We start from the raw sequence: 20,718 nt of genomic DNA, 5'->3' as shown, positions 1-20,718 counted from the left end.
CGTCGTCACCCGCCAGGCGACGGCGGCGGCGCGGCGCGCGCTCGCGCGGCGGGGCGGCCTGCTCGGCCGCCGGGCCGCGCTTGCCGCGATCCCGGCTGCCGCGGGAACGGCCGCCCAGGTCCTCCTCGACCTCGGCGGACAGCCCGGCCCGGGAGCGCTGGGCGCTGGGCAGGGTGCCGCTGACGTCGGTGGGGATGTCCAGGTCGGTGTAGACCCACGGCGAGGTGTGGTACGTCTCCGCCGGGCCGTCGGGGCCGGTCAGCTCCAGGCCGAGCGTCTTGTCGACGATCCGCCAGCGGGGCATGTCCTCCCAGTCGACGAAGGTCACCGCGACACCGGTGGCCCCGGCGCGGCCGGTGCGGCCGATGCGGTGCACGTAGGTCTCCGCGTCGTCCGGGCAGTCGTAGTTGATGACGTGCGTGACGCCGGAGACGTCCAGGCCGCGGGCGGCCACGTCGGTGGCGACCAGCACGTCGACCTTGCCGGCCCGGAACGCGCGCAGGGCCCGCTCACGGGCGCCCTGGCCCAGGTCGCCGTGGACCGCGGCCGCCGCGAAACCGCGGAAGTCGAGATCCTCGCTGACCCGGTCGGCGTTGCGCTTGGTCCGGGTGAAGATCATGGTGAGGCCGCGGCCCTGCGCCTGCAGGATGCGGGCCAGCAGCTCCAACTTGTTCAGCTGGTGCGTGCGGTACACGACCTGCTTCGTCTGCGGGCTGACGCCCGGCTCGGTGGTGTGCCCGGCGTGCACCGTCACCGGCGTGCGCAGGAACTTGCGCGACAGGGTGACGATCGGGTCCGGCATGGTCGCCGAGAACAGCATGGTCTGCCGGTCGGTCGGCAGCATCTTGAGGATCTTCTCGACGTCGTCGAGGAAGCCCAGGTCGAGCATGCGGTCGGCCTCGTCGAGCACGAGCGCCTTGACCTGGTCGAGTTTGAGGTGCTTCTGCTTGCACAGGTCGAGCAGGCGGCCGGGCGTGCTGACCACGATCTCGACACCGGCCTTGAGAGCCTCGACCTGCGGCTCGTACGCGACGCCGCCGTACAGCGCCAGCACTCGCACACCGCGGGACTTACCGGCCCCGGCGAGGTCCTTGGCGACCTGGATGCCCAGCTCACGGGTCGGCACGACGACGAGTGACTGCGGCTGGCCGCTGGACTCGCCCTCGCCCGGGGCGATCGCGTGGTCGATCAGCGGGATACCGAAGCCGAAGGTCTTGCCGGTGCCGGTGGGCGCCTGGCCGATCATGTCGCCGCCGCGCAGCGCGATCGGCAGCGCGTACTCCTGGATGGCGAAGGCGCGCTCGATACCCATCGCGGTGAGTGCGGCCACGGTCTCCGGGCGCACGCCAAGCTCGGCGAAGGTGGGCGCGAGGGTGATCTTGGGAGTGTTTTCGGTGGTGCTTTCGATGTTTTCGGTCATCAGGTTCTGGGGTGCCCTCTCAGTGATCCGCGTACGGCGGACCCTGCGGGCTGCCCAGCGGATGTCGGTACGCCCGGTTCATCGAAGGGCGTATATGTAGTCTCGAGCGCGGGGCGCGGCGATGAAGGATGTGGATCCCATCGCGCGGCGCGATCGTTGGGGACCGCGGCGCCGCACACGCGACGACATGGGCATCGGGCCCATGTCAACTCAGCCATCGTACGGCCCGGTGGCCGTCTGGTCACCAGGTGTGTGTCGAATTCCCGGTTCTTAGTGGGATTTCCCACGCAAAACGGTCAATTGTTGAGGCCGACCGCGGTCATCCTGGCCGTGTGTGCGGTGGTCAATCGCCGGAACAGCACGTCGACGGACTCGCCGCCGGACACGCCCGCCAGCACCAGCGCCGTCAGCGGGCTGCGCTCCTGGGCGACCAGCTGCGCCTGGGAGAGCGCCTCGCCGGTGAGCCGGCGCGCCCACATCGACAGCCGGTTGGCGACCTTCGGGTCCGCCGCGATGGCCGCGCGGATCTCCCCGGCCGCGAAGTCCGCGTAGCCGTCGTCGTGCAGCACGTCGAGCACCAGGGCCCGGTCCGGCGCGGCCAGTACGCCTTCGGGTAGCACCTGCGCCACCTCGCGGAAGAAGTCGTCGGAGATGCCCTCGCCGACGTATGCCTTGGTCAGCGCCTCCAGCCAGTCTCCTGGCTCGGTGTTGTCGTGATACGTGCGCAGCGCCGTGACGAACGGGAGCATCGCCTGCTCCGGGTCCACGCCCAGCGCGGTGAGCCGGTTGGCCAGCCGCCGGTAGTTGGCCATCTCCCAGGCGGCCATCTCGGCCAGCCGGGCCTGCCGCGCCAGATCAGGGGCGAGCCGGGAGTCGGCCGCCATGCGGTCGAAGGCCAGCAGCTCACCGTAGGCGAGCATGCCCAGTAGATCGATCACTCCGGCATCAACGGACACGCCCGCAGACTACCGGCCGTACGCGCCCGCGGCACCTGGCCGCGACGGCGGCAGCAACGGTGAACGGCACGGCGCAGGTCGCGCCGTGCCGTTCACCTGCAGTTATGTGCTGCGCCGCCTCAGCGGGCCGAGAAGCCGACACTCCGCGTCGAAGCCTCGGCGATCTCCACGTAAGCCAGCTTGTCCAGCGGGACGATGACCCGCCGGCCCTTCTCGTCTACCAGCGTCAGCAGCTGGGCCTTCGACGCGAGCGCGTCGGCGACCATCTGCTCGACCTCAGCGGGCGTCTGCGTGCTGTCCACCACCAACTCGCGGGGGGCGAACTGCACACCGATCTTGACCTCCACACAACCTCCTCGGCTCGCTCCCGAGATTACCCCGGTGTCGCAGCTGGACGATGGCGTGGCGGCCGACCTCCTGCGATGATCTTGCGGGAACGGCCCTCCGGCGTCCGGCACCCGCGTGTCGCGGGTGCGCGCCCGCCCCCGGCGTCGTCGGTGGGGGCAGGGGTCAGTGGTCGGTGCCGGAGAGGGGGAAGCTGCTGATGCCACGCCAGGAGAGGGTGGTGATGAGCTGCTCGGCCTCGTCCTGGGCGATGACGCGGCCGCCGGCGAGCCACCAGCGGGCCGACACCTGCGCCGCGCCGCACAGGCCGGCCGCCAGCACCTCGGCGCGGGCGCGGCTGACACCCGTGTCGGACATGATGGTCTCGGTTATGGCCTCGACCGACAGGCGCTCCATCCGGTCCACCCGCTCCGCGACGGCCGGGTCGTTCCTCAGGTCGGACTCGAAGACCAGCCGGTAGGCCTCGCTCTCGTGCGAGACGAAGTCGAAGTAGGCCTGCATCGCACCGCGGACCCGCTCCTTGTTGTCCGCGGTCGCCGCCATGGCCGAGCGGATGCGCTCGGCGAACGCGTCGCAGTGCGTGTCGAGCAGCGCCAGGTAGAGCTCGAGTTTGCCGGGAAAGTGCTGGTAGAGCACCGGCTTCGACACGCCCGCCCGTTCGGCGATGTCGTCCATCGCTGCGGAGTGGTAGCCCTGGGCGACGAAGACGTCCTGAGCAGCGGCGAGCAGCTGCTTGCGTCGTGCCGACCGGGGCAGCCGGGTCGGCCGGCCCGTGGCTGTCGAGCCGGTCGGGTTGGCGCCACTGGTGGCCGCGGTCATCGAATCTCCTCACCCTGCAGACGGATCCTTTGACGGATCTTGCAAACTGCCCCGTCGTTGCAACTTATCGTCATTCGCCGTTCACGGTAGCCTCAGCGTGGGCGACGGAGGAGCGCACGGTGGACGTAACAGGGCAGACCGGAAACACAGCGGGAACTGACGAACCCGCCAACGGGTCAGCCGGCGGAGTCGGACACCCGACGGCTAACGGGCATAAACCCGCGAGCTGGGCGGATTCCGACCGTACGGATGCATGGTCGAGTGCGGGCGCGGCGTTGGAGCCCGGATTCGAGCCGTTGACCCCGTGGCACGCCACGGTAGCCGACCGCCGGGGGATAGACGCGCTCACCGGCGCCGACCCAGTCACCACCACGCTGGTTCGCGTGCCGGACGCCGCCCCCTCCGCGCGCAACGGCCACCACCGGCCGTACGAACGTCCGCTGCCGGAGCTCTCCTCCCCCGGCGAGGACCCGTATGCCGACGAGTTCGCCCAGACCTCGGCCGAGTTCGCCCGCCACGCCGCGTTCGACGAGCCCACCCCCGTCAACGGCTCGCCGGTGCTCGGCCCCGACGACACCGGGCCCCTTCCCGTGTTCACGCCGTACCAGCCAGGCCCCATGGCCGCGGTCGCGCCGCCGGAGGTGATCCCGATCCCGGTCATGCCGCCGCTGCCCGCCGGGGCCAATCCCGCGCTGACCATGCCCACCGGTGGTTATCCGGTGCCGCCGCCCGGCCTGCGGCCCTCGCTGCCCGCCGAGCTCTCCGGGCCGGTGCCCGCCGCGCCGCCAGCGGACGCGCCGCTGGCCGCGATGGCCGAGGCCGCCACCCGGCCCGTGCCGCCCGCCGCTCCGCGGCCCGCCGCGTCCGCGCTCGACGACGACTACGACTACGACTACTCAGACGAGGAAGAGGCGGAGCGCATGTCGCTCGGCGCACGCTTCGGCATGGCCTTCGCCGAGCCGCCGGCGCCGTCCCGCGCCAACGGTCTGCACCAGGGCGGGCCGGCGCAGGAATCGGCCCGTTCCGAGGCCGAACAGGCCGGTCCCGACGCCACCCGTGGCCAGGGGCAGGACGCCGTGCGTGCGGGAGGCGCGACCGAACGGATCCGGACGGGCGAGTTCCCGGTGCTGCCGGATCCGGCCGCGGCCGCCGCCGCCCGGCTGGACGCGGCCCGCGAGGGCTACGCCGCCGCCCAGGCCGGCATGGCCCGCGCCGCCCAGCTCAGCGGTGCCCGGGACGGCCTCGCCGCGGCCCGGGACACCCTCGCCGCCACGCGCGACGGCCATGCCGCCGCGCTCGCGGGCATCGAGCACGGCCGCGCTGCGGTACCGCGGGCGGCGCAGGCGGCCGGCGACCCCGGCCACGAGCCCGGCCGCCCCGGCGAACGAAACGACGGCGGGCCGGCGGGCGGTTTCCCCGGCCAGCCCTCCTTCGTCTCACAGCCGCGGCCCTACCTGCCGCCCTCGCCGCCGCCACACCTCCCGCAGCCCGCCGGTGGGACGCCGCAGCAACCGCTGCCGCACGTCCCCAAGCCCGGGGGCGGGCCGCAGCTGCCCCCCTCGCCCCAGCAGGCGGTGCCCGAGGCCCGGCGAGCCGAGCCGGAAGAGGCCGGGGGCGACCCGGCCGGCGCGGAGCACCTGCCGCAGCGGGTGCCCGCGGTGCCCGACGTGCCGCCCGCCATCCACCCGGTCGTGGAGGCGGAGCCGGTCGTCGCGGCGACGCCACAGCTCGACCGCATCGCCTCCCACCTGCGCCGCAGCGACGACGTGGGGACCGACGAGCGCCCGGACGGGTTCGACGTCGACGCGGTGCTGCGTGCCGTGCGCGGCGTCGCCGGGGTGCGCGACGCGGCCCTGCGCACCACCGCCACCGGTGCCCACCACCTGCGGCTCGACCTCGCCGAGGGGGCCGACCCCGCGGCGATCAGCCGCATGGTCGCCCGCATGCTGCAGGAGCAGATGGGCATCGACGCCGCGCCGGCCGGCCCGCTGGTGCCGAAGCCCGCGCCGCCCTCCGACACCACCCCGCCGACGGCCACGCTGCCCGCGCCCCGTTCGGGCGCGGGGGCGGCCCCGCCGCCGGGACTGACCGGGCTGCACCCGGATCCGCTGTCCGACCAGTCGCCGCGCGAGCCCCGCCGCCGCCATCCGGTGAGCGTGCCGCGCCGGGCGCCGGGCGAGCTGCGTGACCGGGTCGCCGCGCTGCGCTCGGTGAACAGCGAACCCGAGCTGCCCGCCACGGCCTCGCCGCCACCGCTGCCCACCGAACGCGACCAGGGCCCCCGCGCGATCATCGAGCACGTGCAGACCAGCACCTTCGGCCTGGACGCGACGGTGGAGGTGCGCCTCAACACCGGCGACCGGCAGGCCGTCGGGGTGGCCAGCGGGCCGGCCGTCGACGCGTACGTGCTGCGCCTGTGCGCCGCCGCGACCGCGGTGGCCATCGACGACCTGCTGCGGGAGGGCACCACGACCGGCGAGTCCGGCCGGTGTTTCGTGGAGCAGGCGACCATCGTCCCGATGGGCAGTTGCGAGGTCGCCGTAGTGGTGGTTCTGCTGGTCTGCGGCGGTTGGGTAGAGCAGCTCGCGGGCTCCGCCCTAGTCTCCGGAGACCCTCGCCGGGCGGTCGTTCGAGCCACGCTCAGCGCCGTGAACAGGCGGCTAGCGGCACTGTTGCCGTAGGGATGTGGCAGGCTGTGTCGATGCGCACCGCCCTCGCACCGCCCCCGCGGACCGAATGGGAAGCTCCCGCCCGGTCCTCGCGAGTGGAGTCGGGCAGGCTCAGCCGGGCCCGTGCCCGGCAGCGCCGCCGTCGCGCGGCAGCCGTGTGCGTGCTGCTCGGCGCGGCCCTGCTGGTGGGTGTGGACCTGCTGCGCGGTGGGTCCGAGCCGGTGCCCACCAAGCAGGTGGCGTCGACCCCCACGGTGACCGACAGCCCCGAGCCCGCGGCGGAGCAGTCGCCGCCCGCGGCGCAGCCGTCGCCCAGCACGCAGCCGGAGGCCGTCTACCAGATGGCCGGCGAGTTCCCCGCGTCCGGCCCGGGGACCTGGACGTACGCCGGCGGCCAGGGCGAGGTGCTGGGCACCGCGGGCGCCGTCAAGCGGTTCCGGGTCGCGGCGGAGAAGAACGTGGCCGCCGAGGAACTCGACGTTTTCACCAGCATGGTGGACGAGACGCTGGGCGACCCGCGCAGCTGGATCGCGGGTGAGCAGTACCGGCTGCAGCGGGTGCCGTCCGGGTCGGCGTACCAGTTCACGATCTACCTGGCGACCGGTGAGACGACTCGCAAACTGTGCGGGGCGGGCGGCATGGACACCCGGCTCGACGGGGTCTCGTACACCTCGTGCCGGCTGTCCGGGCGCGTCGTCATCAACCTCAACCGCTGGCGCATGTCGGTGCCCGACTACATCGACGCCAAGATCGACCTGCACACGTACCGGCAGTACGTGATCAACCACGAGGTGGGTCACGAGCTCGGCCGCTTCCACGAGGGATGCCCGGGCAAGGGCAAGCCCGCGCCGGTCATGCAGCAGCAGACGTACGGACTGAAGGGCTGCACCGCCAACTCGTGGCCGTACGTGGACGGCAAGCGCTACACCGGGCCTCCGGTGGCCTGATGCGCGGCGAGCTGGAACTCTTCGAGCAGCAGGCGGCGGACCCGCGCCACCCGGCCGACGACGCGCCCGGCTTCCGGGCCCGCCGCCGAGCCGTCATCCAGGCCCGCCGCCGCCGGAACGGGTTCCTCGTGGCCGGCGCGCTGGGCCTGATCGTGGTGCTGGCCGGCATCGACCTCGCCCGCGGCCACGACGGCCTGCTCCTGTCCGGACCCGCCGCACCGGCGGCCGGTTCCCCGCAACCGGGGGAGCCGGCGGAGCCCGGCGCGTCCGGGCCGCCCCGCGAGGAGAGCACGCCCGTGCCGGCGGGCAGCGGCACGTTCGGTTACGCCACCGGCACCGGCAAGGTGCTGGGCGCGGCGGGCACGGTGCGCAAGTTCCGCGTCGCCGTGGAGAAGGGCGCCGACGCCGAGGTCACGGCGTTCGTCACCGAGGTGGAGCGGATCCTCGCCGACCCGCGCGGCTGGACGGGCGGCGGCAAGCACCGCTTCCAGCGCGTCGCCGAGAAGGCCACCTACGAGTTCACCGTCTACCTGGCCACCGCCGGCACCACGCAGAAGATGTGCGCCGCGGGCGGCCTGCACACGGAGGGCTTCACCTCCTGCCGCCTGCCCGGACAGCTCATCCTCAACCTGGACCGCTGGTCGCAGGCCGTCCCCGGCTACGGCGCGCCGCTGCCCGACTACCAGGCCTTCGCCCTCAACCACGAGCTCGGCCACCAGCTCGGCTACGGCCACGAGGCCTGCCCCGCCCCCGGCCAACCCGCCCCGGTCATGCAGCAGCAGTCCACCGGCCTCAAGGACTGCACCCCCAACCCCTGGCCCCACCCCGCCGCCCCCACCGACCCCACCCTCCACCGCGGCCCCACCATCCCCTGACCGGGCCCCACCCCCGATCACGTGATCATGAACTTATGGCACGGTTCGGCGGCGTGTTGTGGGAATAAGTTCATGATCAAATGAAGGCTGATCAGCGCGTGATGCAACTCGCATCCCAGCGGGTTGGAGATCATGGCATTCCCTACCGCGGCGAGCGAGAATGTGCCTATGTCGTTGCCGCCGCTTGTGGAGCCTGCCGAGTCGCTCTCGGTGGACGAGATCCGCCGCTACAGCCGCCATCTGATCATCCCCGACGTCGGCGTCGAGGGGCAGAAGCGGCTCAAGAACGCCAAGGTGCTGTGCGTCGGCGCCGGAGGGCTCGGCTCGCCCGCGCTGATGTACCTGGCCGCGGCCGGGGTCGGCACGCTGGGCATCGTCGAGTTCGACACCGTCGACGAGTCGAACCTGCAGCGCCAGATCATTCACGGCCAGTCGGACATCGGCCGGCCCAAGGCGGAGTCGGCCGCCAACAGCGTCCGGGAGATCAACCCGTACGTGAACGTGGTCATCCACAACACCGCGATCGACCGCGAGAACGTCTTCGAGATCTTCGGGCAGTACGACCTGATCGTCGACGGCACCGACAACTTCGCCACGCGTTACCTGGTCAACGACGCCGCGGTGCTGCTCGGCAAGCCGTACGTGTGGGGCTCGATCTACCGCTTCGACGGCCAGGCCAGCGTGTTCTGGGCCGAGCACGGCCCCTGCTACCGGTGCCTCTACCCGGAGCCGCCGCCGCCCGGCATGGTCCCGTCGTGCGCCGAGGGCGGCGTGCTGGGCGTGCTGTGCGCCAGCATCGGCTCGATCCAGGTGACCGAGGCCATCAAGCTGCTGGCCGGCATCGGCGAGCCGCTGGTCGGATCGCTGATGGTGTACGACGCGCTGGAGATGTCGTACCGCAAGATCAAGGTCCGCAAGGACCCGGCCTGCGCCCTGTGCGGCGAGAACCCGACCGTCACCGAGCTGCTCGAGGACTACGAGGACTTCTGCGGCGCGGTCTCCGTCGAGGCGCAGGAGGCGGTGGTCGACGCGACCATCACCGCCCGCGAGCTCAAGGAGATGCAGGACGCCGACAAGGACTTCCTGCTCGTCGACGTGCGCGAGCCGGCCGAGTTCGAGATCGTCCGCATCCCGGGCAGCGTGCTGATCCCCAAGGGCGAGATCCTGTCCGGCGAGGCGCTGGCCAAGCTGCCGCAGGACAGGCAGATCGTGCTGCACTGCAAGTCGGGCGTACGGTCCGCCGAGGCGCTCGCCGCGCTGAAGGCGGCCGGGTTCAAGGACGCGGTGCACGTCCAGGGTGGCGTGCTCGCCTGGGTCAAGACCGTCGACCCGTCCCTGCCCAGCTACTGAGTCCGTTCGCGACAGACGCCGGCCGTGCCCGTCACGGCCGGCGTCTTCGTGTCCGGCGGGCGGCTGTCGGCAACGTCTCCGGCCGGGGCACTGTGACTTCGAACACTGTCCATATCTGATACCGGCCCGCGCCGATGCCGACAACGGCACGTCACCGGGCCCGAACTGGTGGCTTCTCGCGTTGTTCGGCCGTTATTTCACCCGCCAGTGCTGTTGACCTTGACCAACCTGATGAGGCCGGACGGTGACCGGGCACGTACCCTCGATGACCGTGGTGGATCTCGACGCGGCTATCGGTTTCGTGGTGAAGAAGGGCGACCCGGTCGACCGGGCACGCCTGTCGTACCTGCGTACCGGCGTTTCGCCGGCGGAGGAGATACTCGCCGCGGCCGAGGCCGGCCAGGCGGACGGCGGCGGGTGGTTCGCCACCCAGCGGGGCAAGATCCCTTCCGTCGACGTGACCTGCTTCCGGCTGGCGCAGCTCGACGACCTCGGCGCGCTCGGGCGGCCCGGCGTCAAGCGGGCCTTCGACTGGCTGGCCGGGCGCCAGGCCGCCGACGGCAGCTGGCAGGAGGCCAAGGAGCTGGCCGTGGACGCGCCCGAGTGGGCGCAGCCCGGCGACCCGGAGGCGACGCTCTACCTGACCGCGAACGCCACGTTCTGGCTCACCGTGATGGGGCTCGACGTGCGCTCGTCGCTGCCGTACGGCGACCCGACGCCGATCCCGTACGCCGATGCGGCCCTGCGCGGCGCGGAGTTCATCAAGGGCAGCCTGAACTCGGACGGCACCTGGCCGTCCTACCTGGTCACCGGCTGGCTCGGCGCGGCGGTGATGTACCGGCAGGACATGTTCTACGAGGCCGCCCGGATGCAGGCGGTGCTGGGCGAGCGCCTGCCCGCGATGGCCCCCGCCGACGCCGCGGCCATGGCGGCGGCCCTGCGCCGGGTGGGCGTGTCCGCCGACGACTGGACCATGATCGCGGCCAAGCGCCGCCTGGCGGAGACCCAGCGCACCGACGGCGGCTGGGAGTCCGAGGACGGTGAGGTGTTCGACGTACACCTCACCCTCAACGTCATCCGCGCCCTCTACGAGATCACCCCGCCCGGCCGCAGCACCATGCTCTGACCCGCAGGGAGGGGCGGACCCGGGTCAGGCGCGGATCTGGCCTTCGCCGGTGATGACGTACTTGGTGCTGGTCAGTTCGGGCAGGCCCATCGGGCCGCGGGCGTGCAGCTTCTGGGTGGAGATGCCGATCTCGGCGCCGAAACCCAGCTCGCCGCCGTCGACGAAGCGGGTCGACGCGTTCACCAGCACCGCCGCCGCGTCGACCTGCGCGGCGAACCGGTTCGCGGCCGGCAGCGACGCCGTGATGATCGCCTCGGAGTGGCCGGAGCCGTGCCGCCGGATGTGCGCGACCGCCTCGTCCAACGACGGCACCACCCGCGCGGACAGCTCCAGGGCCAGATACTCGGTGCCCCAGTCCTCCTCGGTGGCGGGCACGACGTCACCGGAGTACGCGGCGACCTCCGGCGAACCGTGCACCGTCACGCCGTGCTCGCGCAGCGCGGCCAGGGCCACGGGCAGGAACGCGTCCGCGACCGCCGCGTGCACCAGCAGCGACTCGGCCGCGTTGCACACCGAGGGCCGCTGCACCTTCGCGTTGAGCAGGATGGTCAGCGCCATGTCCAGGTCGGCGGACTCGTCCACGTAGATGTGGCAGTTGCCGACGCCGGTCTCGATCACCGGCACCGAGGACTCCTCGACCACGGTGCGGATCAACGATGCGCCGCCGCGCGGGATCAGCACGTCGACCAGGCCGCGCGCGCGCATCAGCTCCTTGACGCTGTCCCGGGTGGTCGAGTCGACCAGCTGCACCGCGTCGGCGGGCAGCCCGGCGGCGACGAGCGCGTCGCGCAGCACGGCGACGATCGCCGCGTTGGAGCGGGCCGCCGAGCCCGAGCCGCGCAGCAGCACGGCGTTGCCCGACTTCAGGGTCAGCCCGGCCGCGTCCGCGGTGACGTTCGGGCGGGCCTCGTAGATGATGCCGACCACGCCGAACGGCACCCGCAGCTGGCGCACCTGCAGGCCGTTGGGCAGCGTGCCGCCGCGTACCACCTCGCCGACCGGGTCCGGCAGGCCCGCGATCTGGCGCAGGCCGTCGGCCATCCCGGCCAGCCGCGACGCGTTCAGCGCGAGCCGGTCCACGGTCGACTCGGGCGTGCCCTGCTCGCGCGCCGCGGCCACGTCCAGGCCGTTGGCTTCCAGGATCTCGGGGGTACGCGCGGCGAGCGCGTCGGCCATCGCCGCCAGCCCGGCGTCCTTGGCCCGGCGCGAGGCCGTGGCCAGCACCTGTGCCGCCTCGCGGGCCCGCGTCGCCTGCTCGATGACGCTCATCTCGTTTCCAGCCTTCCGTCAGTGCGTGAGTTAGTGTCGGCGCAGCTCAGCCCGCTGCGGCGTGAGGAAGGTGCCCTTCCACTACGCATGGCGATAACAAGGTGCCCTTCCTTACAGCAGTACGAGGTCGTCGCGGTGGATGACTTCGCGTTCGTAGGCGGGGCCGAGGGCGGCGGCGAGCTCGACGGTGGAGCGGCCGAGCAGGCCCGGCAGCTCCAGGGCGTCGTAGTTGACCAGGCCACGGGCCACCGCGCGACCCGCGACGTCGACCAGGTCCACCGGGTCGCCCGCGGTGAACGCGCCGTCGACGCCGGTGATGCCGGCCGGGAGCAGCGAGGCGCGGCGGTCGACGATCGCGGTGACCGCGCCCGCGTCCAGGTGCAGGCGGCCGCGGGCCGTGGTGGCGTGGGCGAGCCAGTGCAGGCGGGCGGTCGCGCGTACGCCCGCGGGGTGGAAGAGGGTGCCCACCGCCTCGCCGGACAGGGCCGCGGCGGCCAGCGGAGCGGCGGTCAGCACCACCGGGATGCCCGCGTCGGTCGCGATGCGGGCAGCCTCGACCTTGGTGATCATGCCGCCGGTGCCCACCCCGGCACTGCCCACGCCGCCCACCGACACCTCGGCGAGCTGCGCGAAGTCGGTGACCTCGTCGATCCGCCGGGAGCCCGGCTGCGACGGGTGGCCGGTGTAGAGCGCGTCCACGTCCGACAGCAGCACCAGCAGGTCGGCCTGCACGAGCGCGGCCACCAGCGCGGCCAGCCGGTCGTTGTCGCCGAACCGGATCTCCTCGGTGGCGACCGTGTCGTTCTCGTTGATGATCGGCACGGCCCGCATGTCGAGCAGCTTGCGCAGCGTGCGATGGGCGTTGCGGTAGTGCGCCCGCCGCGTCACGTCGTCGACGGTCAGCAGCACCTGCCCCACGGTCCGCTCGTGCCGCCCGAACTCCTCGGTGTACGCGTGCATCAGCCGCCCCTGGCCCACACTGGCCGCAGCCTGCTGCGTGGCCAGGTCCCGCGGTCGCCGCGACAGCCCCAGCGGAGCCAGCCCCGCCGCGATCGCGCCGGAAGACACCAGCACGACCTCCCGCCGCCGCTCCCCGTCGACACTGCACAGCGCCCCGACCAAGGCCGCCAGCCGCTCCGGGTCCAACCCCCCGGCAGCCGTCGTCAACGACGACGACCCCACCTTCACCACCACCCGCCGAGCCCGGGTGACTACTCCACGCATCCGCCCATTCTGCCGCCCCCACCTCCCCCCACCCCGCACCGATCCCACCCACTGGCGCGCCCTCCCACCCCCACCCGCGTCGATCATGAACTTATGGCACGGGTCGGCGGCGTGTCGTGTGCGCAACTTCCTGATCAATTAGCCTTCGGCTATGACCCCCGACGAGTACACCGAAGCGGTGCTGCGCATGGTGGAGCAGATCCCGCCCGGCCGGGTGATGACCTACGGCGCGATCGCCGACGCCCTCGCGGACCAGTCGGGCCGCAACTCAGCCCGCCGCGTCGGCACGATCATGGCGCGGCACGGCGGCGGGGTCCCCTGGCACCGCGTCGTCGGCGCGGGCGGCCGCCTGCCTCCCGGCCACGAGAACGAGGCCCGCCGCCGCCTGGCCGCGGAAGGCGTCCCGTTTCGCGGCGACCGGGTAGCCGCTTCCGCCATCAACTGACCCCACCCCGCGTCCGTGCCCCTGCCGCGGCGACGCCCCTCAAGATCGCCGGACTTGTCTGGCATCTGTGCGTACCTTGGCCACGCTTCGCCACGGTTGCCTGGCAAGCCGAGCGCTCGACAGCACCGGTCGCCCCAGGGCTCGGGTGATCATGAAGTTGTGGCCACGACACGCCGTCGAGCCGTGCCATAAGTTTATGATCAACCCGAAAGGAGGCGGGCGGCCCCGCCGCGGCGGGGGTCTCCGGAGGCACCGGTGGTGCCGATGGCGGAGACGCCGCCGAAGTAGTGGCTGCGGTGCGGCCAGCGGTTGACGGTGTAGCCGGCCTCGGCCAGGGCCATCTCCTCGGGGACCGGGAAGTGGGGTTCGACGTGGACGACGTCGTCGACGGGGTGCAGGCGGGGGGCGCGTACGGCATCCGGGGTGTCCAGGCCGTCGACGAGCACGCCGACCAGGGTGCGCAGCAGCGCGGAGCGGATCCGGGACGCCCCGGCGGAGCCGATCGCCAGCCGCAGCGCGCCGCCGGGGTCGAGCACCACGAGCGGGCACATCATCGAGGCCAGCCGCTCGCCGGGGGCCAGCTCGCCGGAGTACAGCTCGCCCTCGCCGAGCATCGAGTTGAGGTGCACCCCCAGGCCGGGCAGCCAGACCCCGGAGCCGAGGCCGAGCGTGGTGGTGATGACGCAGGCGTTGCCGGCGCCGTCGACGGTGGTGACGTTGGTGGTGTCGCCGAGCCGGTCGTCGGGGCCGCGGACGTCGAGCGCACCGGCCAGCACCACCGCGCGCTCGGGCCGGGGCATGGCGGCGAGGTCGGGCGGCAGCCCGCGCAGGGTCTGCACGGTGCGGTTGAGGTCCGCGCGGCCGAGCACGGTGCGTCCGGCCAGCTCGGCGGTGGTCACCGCCCGTTCGAGCACCTGGTATGCGGACAGGTCGAGCGGCCCGAGCGCCCCGCCGTCGGCGCGCACCGACTCCACCACGGCCGCGCCGAGCTTGCCGGTGTAGCAGGTGCCGGGGCCGTCCTCGGCGAGGATGTCCAGCGCCTGCGCCAGCCCGGCGTGGAACAGCCGGTCCCCGCCCTGCAGCAGGTTGCCGCCGGGCGCGTACGCGGGGCCGCCCTGGCCGGGCAGCATCGCCTCGATCAGCGAGGGCAGGGTGACCGCGTGCGCGAAGGGCATGGCGGTGCCGGTGCGGGCCAGCTCGGCGGCGGGCGCGACGACGTCGGCCCAGGGCAGGGCTCCCCAACGTGAGTGAATCTCGCCACATCCGGCGGGCAGTCCGGGGACCGCGACGGACGCCCCGCCGATCTCGTAGGGCAGCGGCACCTCGCCGAACCGGACCGCGATCGGCGTCATGGGCTCCGCCTTGCGATCACCGTCCAGGCCGGGCATCGCGACGAAGAAATCAAGGCAGGTGACCCGGCCGGTCGAAGCTTCGAAGTAGGTGGCGAACCCGCCGCCGCCCAGCCCGGTGAAGATCGTCTCGGCCACGCAGGCGGCCAGTGTCGCGGCGACCCCCGCATCCGCCGCCGTTCCGCCCATCCGCAGTACCCGAAGGCCTACATCAGCGGTGGCCGGATGGCCCGCTGCCACACCGGCAGGTACCAGCATTCACTCGCCTCCCGTACCATCCGCGCTCATGACATCCAGTGTGGAGGTGATGGAGGCCCCGGACGAAGCGCTTCCCACTCGTGTGCGAGTCGGATATTCGCTCGGCTCCCTGGTGACCGGTGCTTTCGGCACCGTCCCCGGTCTGTTGCTGCTGCCCTACCTGACCGACACCCTGGGTGTCGCGGCCGGCCTGGCGGGCCTGCTGGTGCTGCTGCCCAAGGCCTGGGACGTCATGCTCAACCCCGTGGTGGGCCGCATCTCGGACCGCACCCAGACGCGCTGGGGCGCCCGCCGCCCCTACCTGCTCTTCGCCGGCCTGGCCATGGCCGTGCTGTTCGCCCTGCTGTTCGCGGCCCCGTTCGGCGACGGCGGCCAGGCGGGCCTGTACGTCGCGGTGATGTTCCTGCTGACGGCCACCGCGTTCGCGTTCTTCCAGGTGCCCTACGTCGCCATGCCCGCCGAGATGACCAGCTCGTACTCAGAGCGCACCCGGCTGATGACCTGGCGGGTGGCGCTGCTGGCCACCTCGATCCTGGTCTCCGGCGCGATGGCCCCGATCATCCGCGACGCGATGGGCGGCGGCCTGCCCGGCTACCGCTGGATGGCGCTGTTCGTCGCCACGATCATGGTGGCCGGCACGCTGGTCGTGTTCGTGAGCACCCGCTCCGCGCCCACCGGCGCCATCACCGCCAGCGAGCCGTCGCTGCGCGCCCAGCTCAAGGTGGTCGCCGCGAACCGGCCGTTCCGGGTGCTGGTGGCCTGCTTCGTGGCGCAGTCCACCGGGGTGGCCTGCATGCTCGGCGGCGTCGAGTACTTCGCCAAGCACGTGCTCGGCGACGCGGGCACCACCACCGCCCTGTTCGTGGTCGTGGTCAGCCCGGCGCTGTTCGTGATGCCGGTGTGGCGGCGGGTCGGCGAGCGCCTGGGCAAGCTGAAGGGCTACGTGGTCGCCTCGATCACGCTCACCGTGGCGACGCTGGCGCTGGCGGCCGCCCCGCTGCTGCCGCACTGGGCGATCTACTCGATCATCGCGCTGATGGGCTTCGGCTACGCCGGGCAGCAGCTGTTCGGCCTGTCCATGCTGCCCGACTGCATCGCGTACGACACGGCGCGCACCGGCAAGCGGCAGGCGGGTGTGTTCACCGGCGTGTGGACCGCGGGGGAGACCCTGGGTCTGGCGCTGGGCCCGTTCATCTTCGGCATCGTGCTCCAGCTGTTCGGCTACATCTCCACCACCGCAGGTGAGACGGTCGCGCAGAGCGATCTGGCGAAGACGGGAGTACTGCTCGGGTTCACTGTGGTGCCGGGTCTTATCGTGGGCATCGCGCTGGTGCTGCTGCGGGGGTACGACCTCGGCGGCGACCCGGCCGTCGCCGACCATGCCGAACCGCTGCCCGAGGCGGCTCCGGCCAGGTAGCTCCACGTTGTGTCATGACCGCCGGCTACCGCAGCCTTAATCGGTGTCATCCTCCACTACGTTGCGGATGACACCGAGCGGCTGCTACCGCGGGCGGCTCGTACAGGACCTCAGGGGAGGGTGCACGCCACATGTTCGTGCAGCAGGTTCAGCGGTTCCACCAGCTCATCCTCGGCCAGGATGTGAACTCCGCGCTGGCCGCGGTGGCGCCGCTGGTGCAGGCGGCCCGGCTGGCGCCGGCGCACGAGCTGACCCCGGCGGTCACCCACCTGGCCCCGGCCATCGGGGCGGCGCCGATCCCGTTCGTCGCGGCCACCGCGGCCACCGCCGCGGGCGCGCTGGTCGAGCTGGGCGGGTCGCCCGGCCCGCTCACCCGGATCGTGCTGGAACGCCTCGGCAGCGCGCTGACCGGCACCCACTCGTTCATCGACGCCTGGATGGCGCACGGCGGCGGGCGGCCGCTGCCGGAGCGCACGCAGATGGACATCACCGTGGCCACCGGCCTGCTGGCGTCCCAGCTCGGCCCGGACCGGGCGATGCCGCTGGTGGCGGCGTGGCGCGACGCGCCGCACTGGGCGCTGGCCGCGGTGGCCTGCCTGCACCACGCCGAGGCGCGGGCCCAGCTCGGCGACCGGGCCGCGTGGACCGCGCAGGTCGACCCGCTGCACTCGGCCGCGCCCGCGTTCATGCGGCTCATCCTGGCGCTGCGCATCGTCGACGAGCACCTGCTGGTGCTGCACCGGCCGACCCGGCGCGGGGCGATGGTGTTCGTGAGCGGCGTGGCCGACAACTTCCAGCTGCAGACGCTGCTCGCCGACGCGCTCATCGGGGCGGGCCTGGTGCAGGGCAAGCGGCCCGACGCGCGCTGGGTCAGCGCGTTCCAGCACGGGCCGGACGGCACCGTGCTGGAACATGTGGACGACAGCTTCCACCTCACCGACGCGACCGGCGCGACCATGCGCAACGAGGCCGGGCCGGCCGACATCGCGGTGGTCAGCGGCTCGCGCATCCTGGTGCTGGACGACGCCCGCTACAGCCGGCACTGGCGGCCGGGCCGACGCTTCCCGATCACCGCGCAGGTGCGCGTCGACCGCATCCTGACCCAGGAGGAGGTCGAGGCGTGGTTGGGCTACGTTCCGCCGACCTCCGCGGTCTAGGCTGACCCGTATGGCCCTGCCCTCGGTGCTCGGAGATCCGATCAAGTTCGTGCTGAACTGGGGTCGGCGCTACTCGCTGTGGGTGTTCAACTTCGGGCTGGCCTGCTGCGCGATCGAGTTCATCGCCAGCAGCATGGGACGGCACGACTTCATGCGGCTGGGCGTGATCCCGTTCGCGCACGGCCCCCGCCAGGCCGACCTGATGGTCGTGTCGGGCACGGTCACCGACAAGATGGCCCCGGCCATCAAGCGGCTGTACGACCAGATGCCCGAACCCAAGTACGTCATCTCCTTCGGCGCGTGCAGCAACTGCGGCGGGCCGTACTGGGACTCGTACTCGGTGACCAAGGGCGTGGACCAGATCATCCCGGTGGACGTGTACGTGCCCGGCTGCCCGCCGCGGCCCGAGGCGCTGCTGCACGGCATCCTGCGCCTGCAGGAGAAGATCGCCGCGGAGCAGTCCGGCTTCGGCGGCGTGCACCGCCCCGATCCGGCCGCGCTGACCGCCCCGATCGTGTCACCACCGCGCTGACCTGTCCGTTTTTCGCAGCGCCCGGTTGCGATCACGCGTTAGCGTCCAATCCATGACGCGATCGGAACAGATCCTGGACGTGCTGGTCACCGAGTTCGGGCCGCTGATGACGGCCGAGCCCGCGGCGTTCCGGCGCAAGTTCCGCAAGATGGCGTCCAGCGCGTTCGCGTTCTACCGCGGCAGCGCCGCGCTGTTCTACGCCGACATGACCGGCCGGTACGCCGACGACACGTTCCTGACCGCGCAGACCAGCCGGGTGTGGATCCACGGTGACCTGCACGCGGAGAACTTCGGCACCTACATGAACGCCGAGGGCGTGCTCGTCTTCAACGTCAACGACTTCGACGAGGCGTATGTCGGCCCGTTCCTGTGGGACCTGCGGCGGCTGTGCGCCAGCATCGCGCTGCTCGGCTACGCCAAGGCGTTGTCCGACGAGACCATCGGCTACCTGATCAAGGACTTCGCCGGGGCGTACCTGGCCGAGCTGCGGGCCATCGCGCTCGGCGGCGACGACGCCATCGGCTCGCTGACCCTGTCCACCACCACCGGCCCGCTGCACCGGGTGCTCCAGCAGGCCCGCCTGAACACCCGGGTGGACCTGCTCCAGGGCATGACGGTGATCGACCGGTACGAGCGCCGATTCGTCGAGCGCGACGGCGTGTTCCGGATCGACGCGCCGACCCGCAACGCCGTCGAGGAGGCCTTCCGGGGTTACCTCGGCACGCTGAACCCGTACCACGCGCACAACGGCCACGCCGGGGTCGAGCGCACCATCAAGGACGTGGTGCTGCGCAAAGGCGTGGGCATCGGCTCGGCCGGGCTGCCCTCGTACAGCCTGCTGCTGGAGGGGCACACCCAGGCGCTGGAGAACGACGTGGTCGTCTACATGAAGCAGGCGCAGACCCCGGCGGTGGCCCGGCACATCGAGGACGCGCGGGTGCGCGGCTACTTCCTGCACCAGGGCCACCGCACCGCCGAGTCGCAGCGCGCGCTGCAGGCCGCGGCGGACGCCTGGCTGGGCTACACCGAGCTGGACGGGGTCGGGCAGCTGGTCGCGGAGGTGTCGCCGTACGCGGCCGACCTGGACTGGTCCGACGTCAACGAACCCGACGAGCTGGTCAGTGTGGTGCGCGAGCTGGGCCGGGCGGTGGCCCGCATGCACTCGGTCGCCGACGACGAGTCCAGCCACGACCTGGTCGACTTCTCGACCGAGGAGGCGATCGTGGCCGAACTCGACCGCGACGAGGCCGGTTTCGTCGGCGGGCTGGTCGAGTTCGCCCACGCGTACGGCGCCCAGGCCCGCGGCGACCACCAGCTCTTCGTCGACCTGTTCCGCAACGGCGCGATCCCGGGCGTCTGAGCCGTCACCAGAACCCGCAGCCGTCCTGCGGCAGGTAGTGCTGCTCGAAGACGCCGGTGGTCTGCCCGGCACTCCACGCCGGCAGGCTCAGGTGGCTGTCCGGCACGATCTCGGCCGGGAAGGTGTGGTCGCCCAGGTGGAAGTAGCGGTCGGCCTGGCAGCCGGAGTGGGCGCTCAGCGAGCCGGTGGCCGTCGGCTCGGCGGCGCTGAGCTCGGCGGTGCCGCTGTCGACGAGCACCTGGCGCATCTCGAACGTCATCCGGTAGGTGGCCCAGCTGATCCGCAGCCGCTGGTCGGCGCACAGCCGGGCCAGGTCGGCCGAGGCCAGCGTGAAGGTGAGCGTGGCCGGGCCGGGCAAGGTGGCGTTGGTGATCCGCGGCCGCACCGCCTGGGCGCAGCCCGTGGTGAGCACCGGCGGCCCCTGGCCGCGGACGTGGTTCAGCCCGACCACGATGAGCACGGCGAGGACCGCGGCCAGCGTCGAGGCGCGCGCCACTCGGCGGCGGTGCAGGGTGCGGCGGGCGGCCTCGGCGCCCAGCGGGCGCAGTCGCGCCTGGGCCTGCCGGCTCGCGTCGGAGAGCAGCCGGTGGAGTTGGTCAGACACGGTCGACCTCCTCCGGTGCCAGGTCGGACAGCCGCTCGGCGAGGGCGGTCCGGGCCCGGTGGAGCCACGACTTGACCGTCCCCTCGGCCGCTCCGACGATCTCAGCGATCTCGGCGACCGGCAAGTCCTCCAGGTAGTGCAGGATCACCGCCTGCCGCTGCCGCACCGGAAGCTGGGCGAGCGCCGCCACCACGGCCACCCGGTCGGGCCCCGGCCCGGGCTCGTGCTGCTCGGTGTGTCCGCGGGCGGTCAGCTCCAGGCCGCGGCGCAACCGCCGCCAGCGGCTGGTGGCCAGGTTCCAGGCCACCCTGCGCACCCAGGCCGCCGGCTCCTCGTACGTGGACACGGTCGACCAGCGGGCCAGCGCCCGGATCATGGCTTCCTGCACCACGTCCTGCGCCTCGGCGAGGTCCCCGGTGTATACGTACAGCGCCCCGGCGAGCTTGTGGAACGAGGCGCCGTAGAACTCCGCGAAGTCGCGGTGTCCGTCCACGGGCAACTCCAGGGGTGTCGGAAAACCGCCGCAGCATAACGGGTCCGCTCAATGCCGCCGGGATGGCGGCGGACGCCCGCACCCGGTGAGGTGGGGCGCACCG

General features: G+C 72.6%; 19 protein-coding genes. 10 read left to right on the top strand and 9 right to left on the bottom strand.

Annotation, left to right across the window (positions count from 1 at the left end; translation table 11 throughout):
• The 4 genes from F9C41_RS28360 to F9C41_RS28345 form a co-directional block, all read right to left on the bottom strand.
• On the bottom strand, window positions 1-1,420 hold a 1,420-nt coding region (locus tag F9C41_RS28360), incomplete at its 3' end, for a DEAD/DEAH box helicase (protein WP_155389883.1).
• A 296-nt stretch (window positions 1,421-1,716) separates the two neighbouring features.
• Window positions 1,717-2,376, bottom strand: a complete 660-nt coding sequence (locus F9C41_RS28355; protein ID WP_230690082.1) for a ferritin-like fold-containing protein — start codon at window positions 2,374-2,376, stop codon at window positions 1,717-1,719.
• A 119-nt stretch (window positions 2,377-2,495) separates the two neighbouring features.
• A complete protein-coding gene (locus F9C41_RS28350) occupies window positions 2,496-2,723 on the bottom strand; it encodes a DUF3107 domain-containing protein (protein ID WP_120317219.1) in 228 nt (75 codons plus the stop codon).
• Window positions 2,724-2,886: 163 nt separating this feature from the next.
• The gene (locus F9C41_RS28345) at window positions 2,887-3,540 is read right to left on the bottom strand and encodes a TetR/AcrR family transcriptional regulator (protein ID WP_155389882.1); all 654 of its coding nucleotides are present in this window, start codon (window positions 3,538-3,540) and stop codon (window positions 2,887-2,889) included.
• A gap of 383 nt (window positions 3,541-3,923) precedes the next feature.
• On the opposite strand from F9C41_RS28345, the gene F9C41_RS28340 reads away from it, so the two are divergent.
• From F9C41_RS28340 to F9C41_RS28320, 5 genes are all read left to right on the top strand, one after another.
• Window positions 3,924-6,221 (top strand): hypothetical protein, encoded by a 2,298-nt coding sequence (locus tag F9C41_RS28340; protein WP_155389881.1) that lies wholly within the window; start codon window positions 3,924-3,926, stop codon window positions 6,219-6,221.
• Window positions 6,222-6,241: 20 nt separating this feature from the next.
• Window positions 6,242-7,156 carry a DUF3152 domain-containing protein gene (locus F9C41_RS28335; RefSeq protein ID WP_230690081.1) on the top strand — a complete coding sequence of 305 codons (915 nt, stop codon included), beginning with the start codon at window positions 6,242-6,244 and terminating at the stop codon, window positions 7,154-7,156.
• Window positions 7,156-8,031, top strand: coding sequence for a DUF3152 domain-containing protein (locus F9C41_RS28330; RefSeq protein ID WP_155389880.1), 876 nt, complete (start codon window positions 7,156-7,158; stop codon window positions 8,029-8,031). Before F9C41_RS28335 ends, F9C41_RS28330 begins: the two co-directional genes overlap by 1 nt.
• 168 nt (window positions 8,032-8,199) lie before the next feature.
• Complete coding sequence (gene moeZ, locus F9C41_RS28325) at window positions 8,200-9,381, top strand: adenylyltransferase/sulfurtransferase MoeZ (protein ID WP_155389879.1); 1,182 nt, start codon at window positions 8,200-8,202, stop codon at window positions 9,379-9,381.
• Between the two features lie 244 nt (window positions 9,382-9,625).
• Window positions 9,626-10,507: a prenyltransferase/squalene oxidase repeat-containing protein gene (locus F9C41_RS28320; protein WP_230690080.1), complete on the top strand. Its 882-nt coding sequence runs from the start codon at window positions 9,626-9,628 to the stop codon at window positions 10,505-10,507.
• A 24-nt stretch (window positions 10,508-10,531) separates the two neighbouring features.
• On the opposite strand, the gene F9C41_RS28315 is transcribed toward F9C41_RS28320, so the two are convergent.
• Both F9C41_RS28315 and proB read right to left on the bottom strand, forming a co-directional pair.
• Window positions 10,532-11,776, bottom strand: coding sequence for a glutamate-5-semialdehyde dehydrogenase (locus F9C41_RS28315; protein WP_155389878.1), 1,245 nt, complete (start codon window positions 11,774-11,776; stop codon window positions 10,532-10,534).
• 111 nt (window positions 11,777-11,887) lie between these two features.
• Complete coding sequence (proB, locus tag F9C41_RS28310; protein WP_155389877.1) at window positions 11,888-13,000, bottom strand: glutamate 5-kinase; 1,113 nt, start codon at window positions 12,998-13,000, stop codon at window positions 11,888-11,890.
• A 151-nt stretch (window positions 13,001-13,151) separates the two neighbouring features.
• Here proB and F9C41_RS28305 point away from each other — a divergent pair, with 151 nt between their 5' ends.
• The gene (locus tag F9C41_RS28305; RefSeq protein ID WP_155389876.1) at window positions 13,152-13,445 is read left to right on the top strand and encodes an MGMT family protein; all 294 of its coding nucleotides are present in this window, start codon (window positions 13,152-13,154) and stop codon (window positions 13,443-13,445) included.
• Window positions 13,446-13,645: 200 nt separating this feature from the next.
• Here the strand turns inward: F9C41_RS28305 and F9C41_RS28300 are convergent, their stop codons facing one another.
• Window positions 13,646-14,983 (bottom strand): gamma-glutamyltransferase, encoded by a 1,338-nt coding sequence (locus F9C41_RS28300; RefSeq protein WP_330164784.1) that lies wholly within the window; start codon window positions 14,981-14,983, stop codon window positions 13,646-13,648.
• A 97-nt stretch (window positions 14,984-15,080) separates the two neighbouring features.
• Here F9C41_RS28300 and F9C41_RS28295 point away from each other — a divergent pair, with 97 nt between their 5' ends.
• The 4 genes from F9C41_RS28295 (at window position 15,081) to F9C41_RS28280 (ending at window position 19,518) form a co-directional block, all read left to right on the top strand.
• Entirely contained in the window at window positions 15,081-16,469 is a 1,389-nt protein-coding gene (locus F9C41_RS28295; protein ID WP_155389874.1) for an MFS transporter, read from the top strand.
• Window positions 16,470-16,600: 131 nt separating this feature from the next.
• Window positions 16,601-17,626: a hypothetical protein gene (locus F9C41_RS28290; RefSeq protein ID WP_155389873.1), complete on the top strand. Its 1,026-nt coding sequence runs from the start codon at window positions 16,601-16,603 to the stop codon at window positions 17,624-17,626.
• Between the two features lie 10 nt (window positions 17,627-17,636).
• Window positions 17,637-18,158 (top strand): NADH-quinone oxidoreductase subunit B, encoded by a 522-nt coding sequence (locus tag F9C41_RS28285; RefSeq protein WP_120317207.1) that lies wholly within the window; start codon window positions 17,637-17,639, stop codon window positions 18,156-18,158.
• Window positions 18,159-18,210: 52 nt separating this feature from the next.
• Window positions 18,211-19,518, top strand: a complete 1,308-nt coding sequence (locus F9C41_RS28280; RefSeq protein ID WP_155389872.1) for a DUF2252 domain-containing protein — start codon at window positions 18,211-18,213, stop codon at window positions 19,516-19,518.
• Between the two features lie 4 nt (window positions 19,519-19,522).
• Here the strand turns inward: F9C41_RS28280 and F9C41_RS28275 are convergent, their stop codons facing one another.
• The gene (locus F9C41_RS28275) at window positions 19,523-20,122 is read right to left on the bottom strand and encodes a hypothetical protein (RefSeq protein ID WP_155389871.1); all 600 of its coding nucleotides are present in this window, start codon (window positions 20,120-20,122) and stop codon (window positions 19,523-19,525) included.
• Entirely contained in the window at window positions 20,115-20,621 is a 507-nt protein-coding gene (locus F9C41_RS28270) for a SigE family RNA polymerase sigma factor (RefSeq protein ID WP_407924739.1), read from the bottom strand. The genes F9C41_RS28275 and F9C41_RS28270 overlap by 8 nt, the downstream gene beginning before the upstream one ends.
• Between the last annotated feature and the right edge of the window lie 97 nt (window positions 20,622-20,718).

This window comes from Catellatospora paridis (genome assembly GCF_009720365.1).
GTDB lineage: Bacteria > Actinomycetota > Actinomycetes > Mycobacteriales > Micromonosporaceae > Catellatospora > Catellatospora paridis.
Note: the sequence above shows the minus strand (reverse complement) of the source record. Positions and strands in the feature narration are given on the sequence as shown.

Bases quoted from the DNA above. Each gene is read 5' to 3' on its own strand.
- F9C41_RS28295 (WP_155389874.1), top strand. From the start codon at position 15,081: ATGACATCCAGTGTGGAGGTGATGGAGGCCCCGGACGAAGCGCTTCCC.
- F9C41_RS28290 (WP_155389873.1), top strand. From the start codon at position 16,601: ATGTTCGTGCAGCAGGTTCAGCGGTTCCACCAGCTCATCCTCGGCCAG.
- F9C41_RS28305 (WP_155389876.1), top strand. From the start codon at position 13,152: ATGACCCCCGACGAGTACACCGAAGCGGTGCTGCGCATGGTGGAGCAG.
- F9C41_RS28315 (WP_155389878.1), bottom strand. From the start codon at position 11,776: ATGAGCGTCATCGAGCAGGCGACGCGGGCCCGCGAGGCGGCACAGGTG.
- F9C41_RS28335 (WP_230690081.1), top strand. From the start codon at position 6,242: ATGCGCACCGCCCTCGCACCGCCCCCGCGGACCGAATGGGAAGCTCCC.
- F9C41_RS28300 (WP_330164784.1), bottom strand. From the start codon at position 14,983: ATGGGCGGAACGGCGGCGGATGCGGGGGTCGCCGCGACACTGGCCGCC.
- F9C41_RS28345 (WP_155389882.1), bottom strand. From the start codon at position 3,540: ATGACCGCGGCCACCAGTGGCGCCAACCCGACCGGCTCGACAGCCACG.
- F9C41_RS28280 (WP_155389872.1), top strand. From the start codon at position 18,211: ATGACGCGATCGGAACAGATCCTGGACGTGCTGGTCACCGAGTTCGGG.
- moeZ (WP_155389879.1), top strand. From the start codon at position 8,200: ATGTCGTTGCCGCCGCTTGTGGAGCCTGCCGAGTCGCTCTCGGTGGAC.
- F9C41_RS28285 (WP_120317207.1), top strand. From the start codon at position 17,637: ATGGCCCTGCCCTCGGTGCTCGGAGATCCGATCAAGTTCGTGCTGAAC.
- proB (WP_155389877.1), bottom strand. From the start codon at position 13,000: ATGCGTGGAGTAGTCACCCGGGCTCGGCGGGTGGTGGTGAAGGTGGGG.
- F9C41_RS28330 (WP_155389880.1), top strand. From the start codon at position 7,156: ATGCGCGGCGAGCTGGAACTCTTCGAGCAGCAGGCGGCGGACCCGCGC.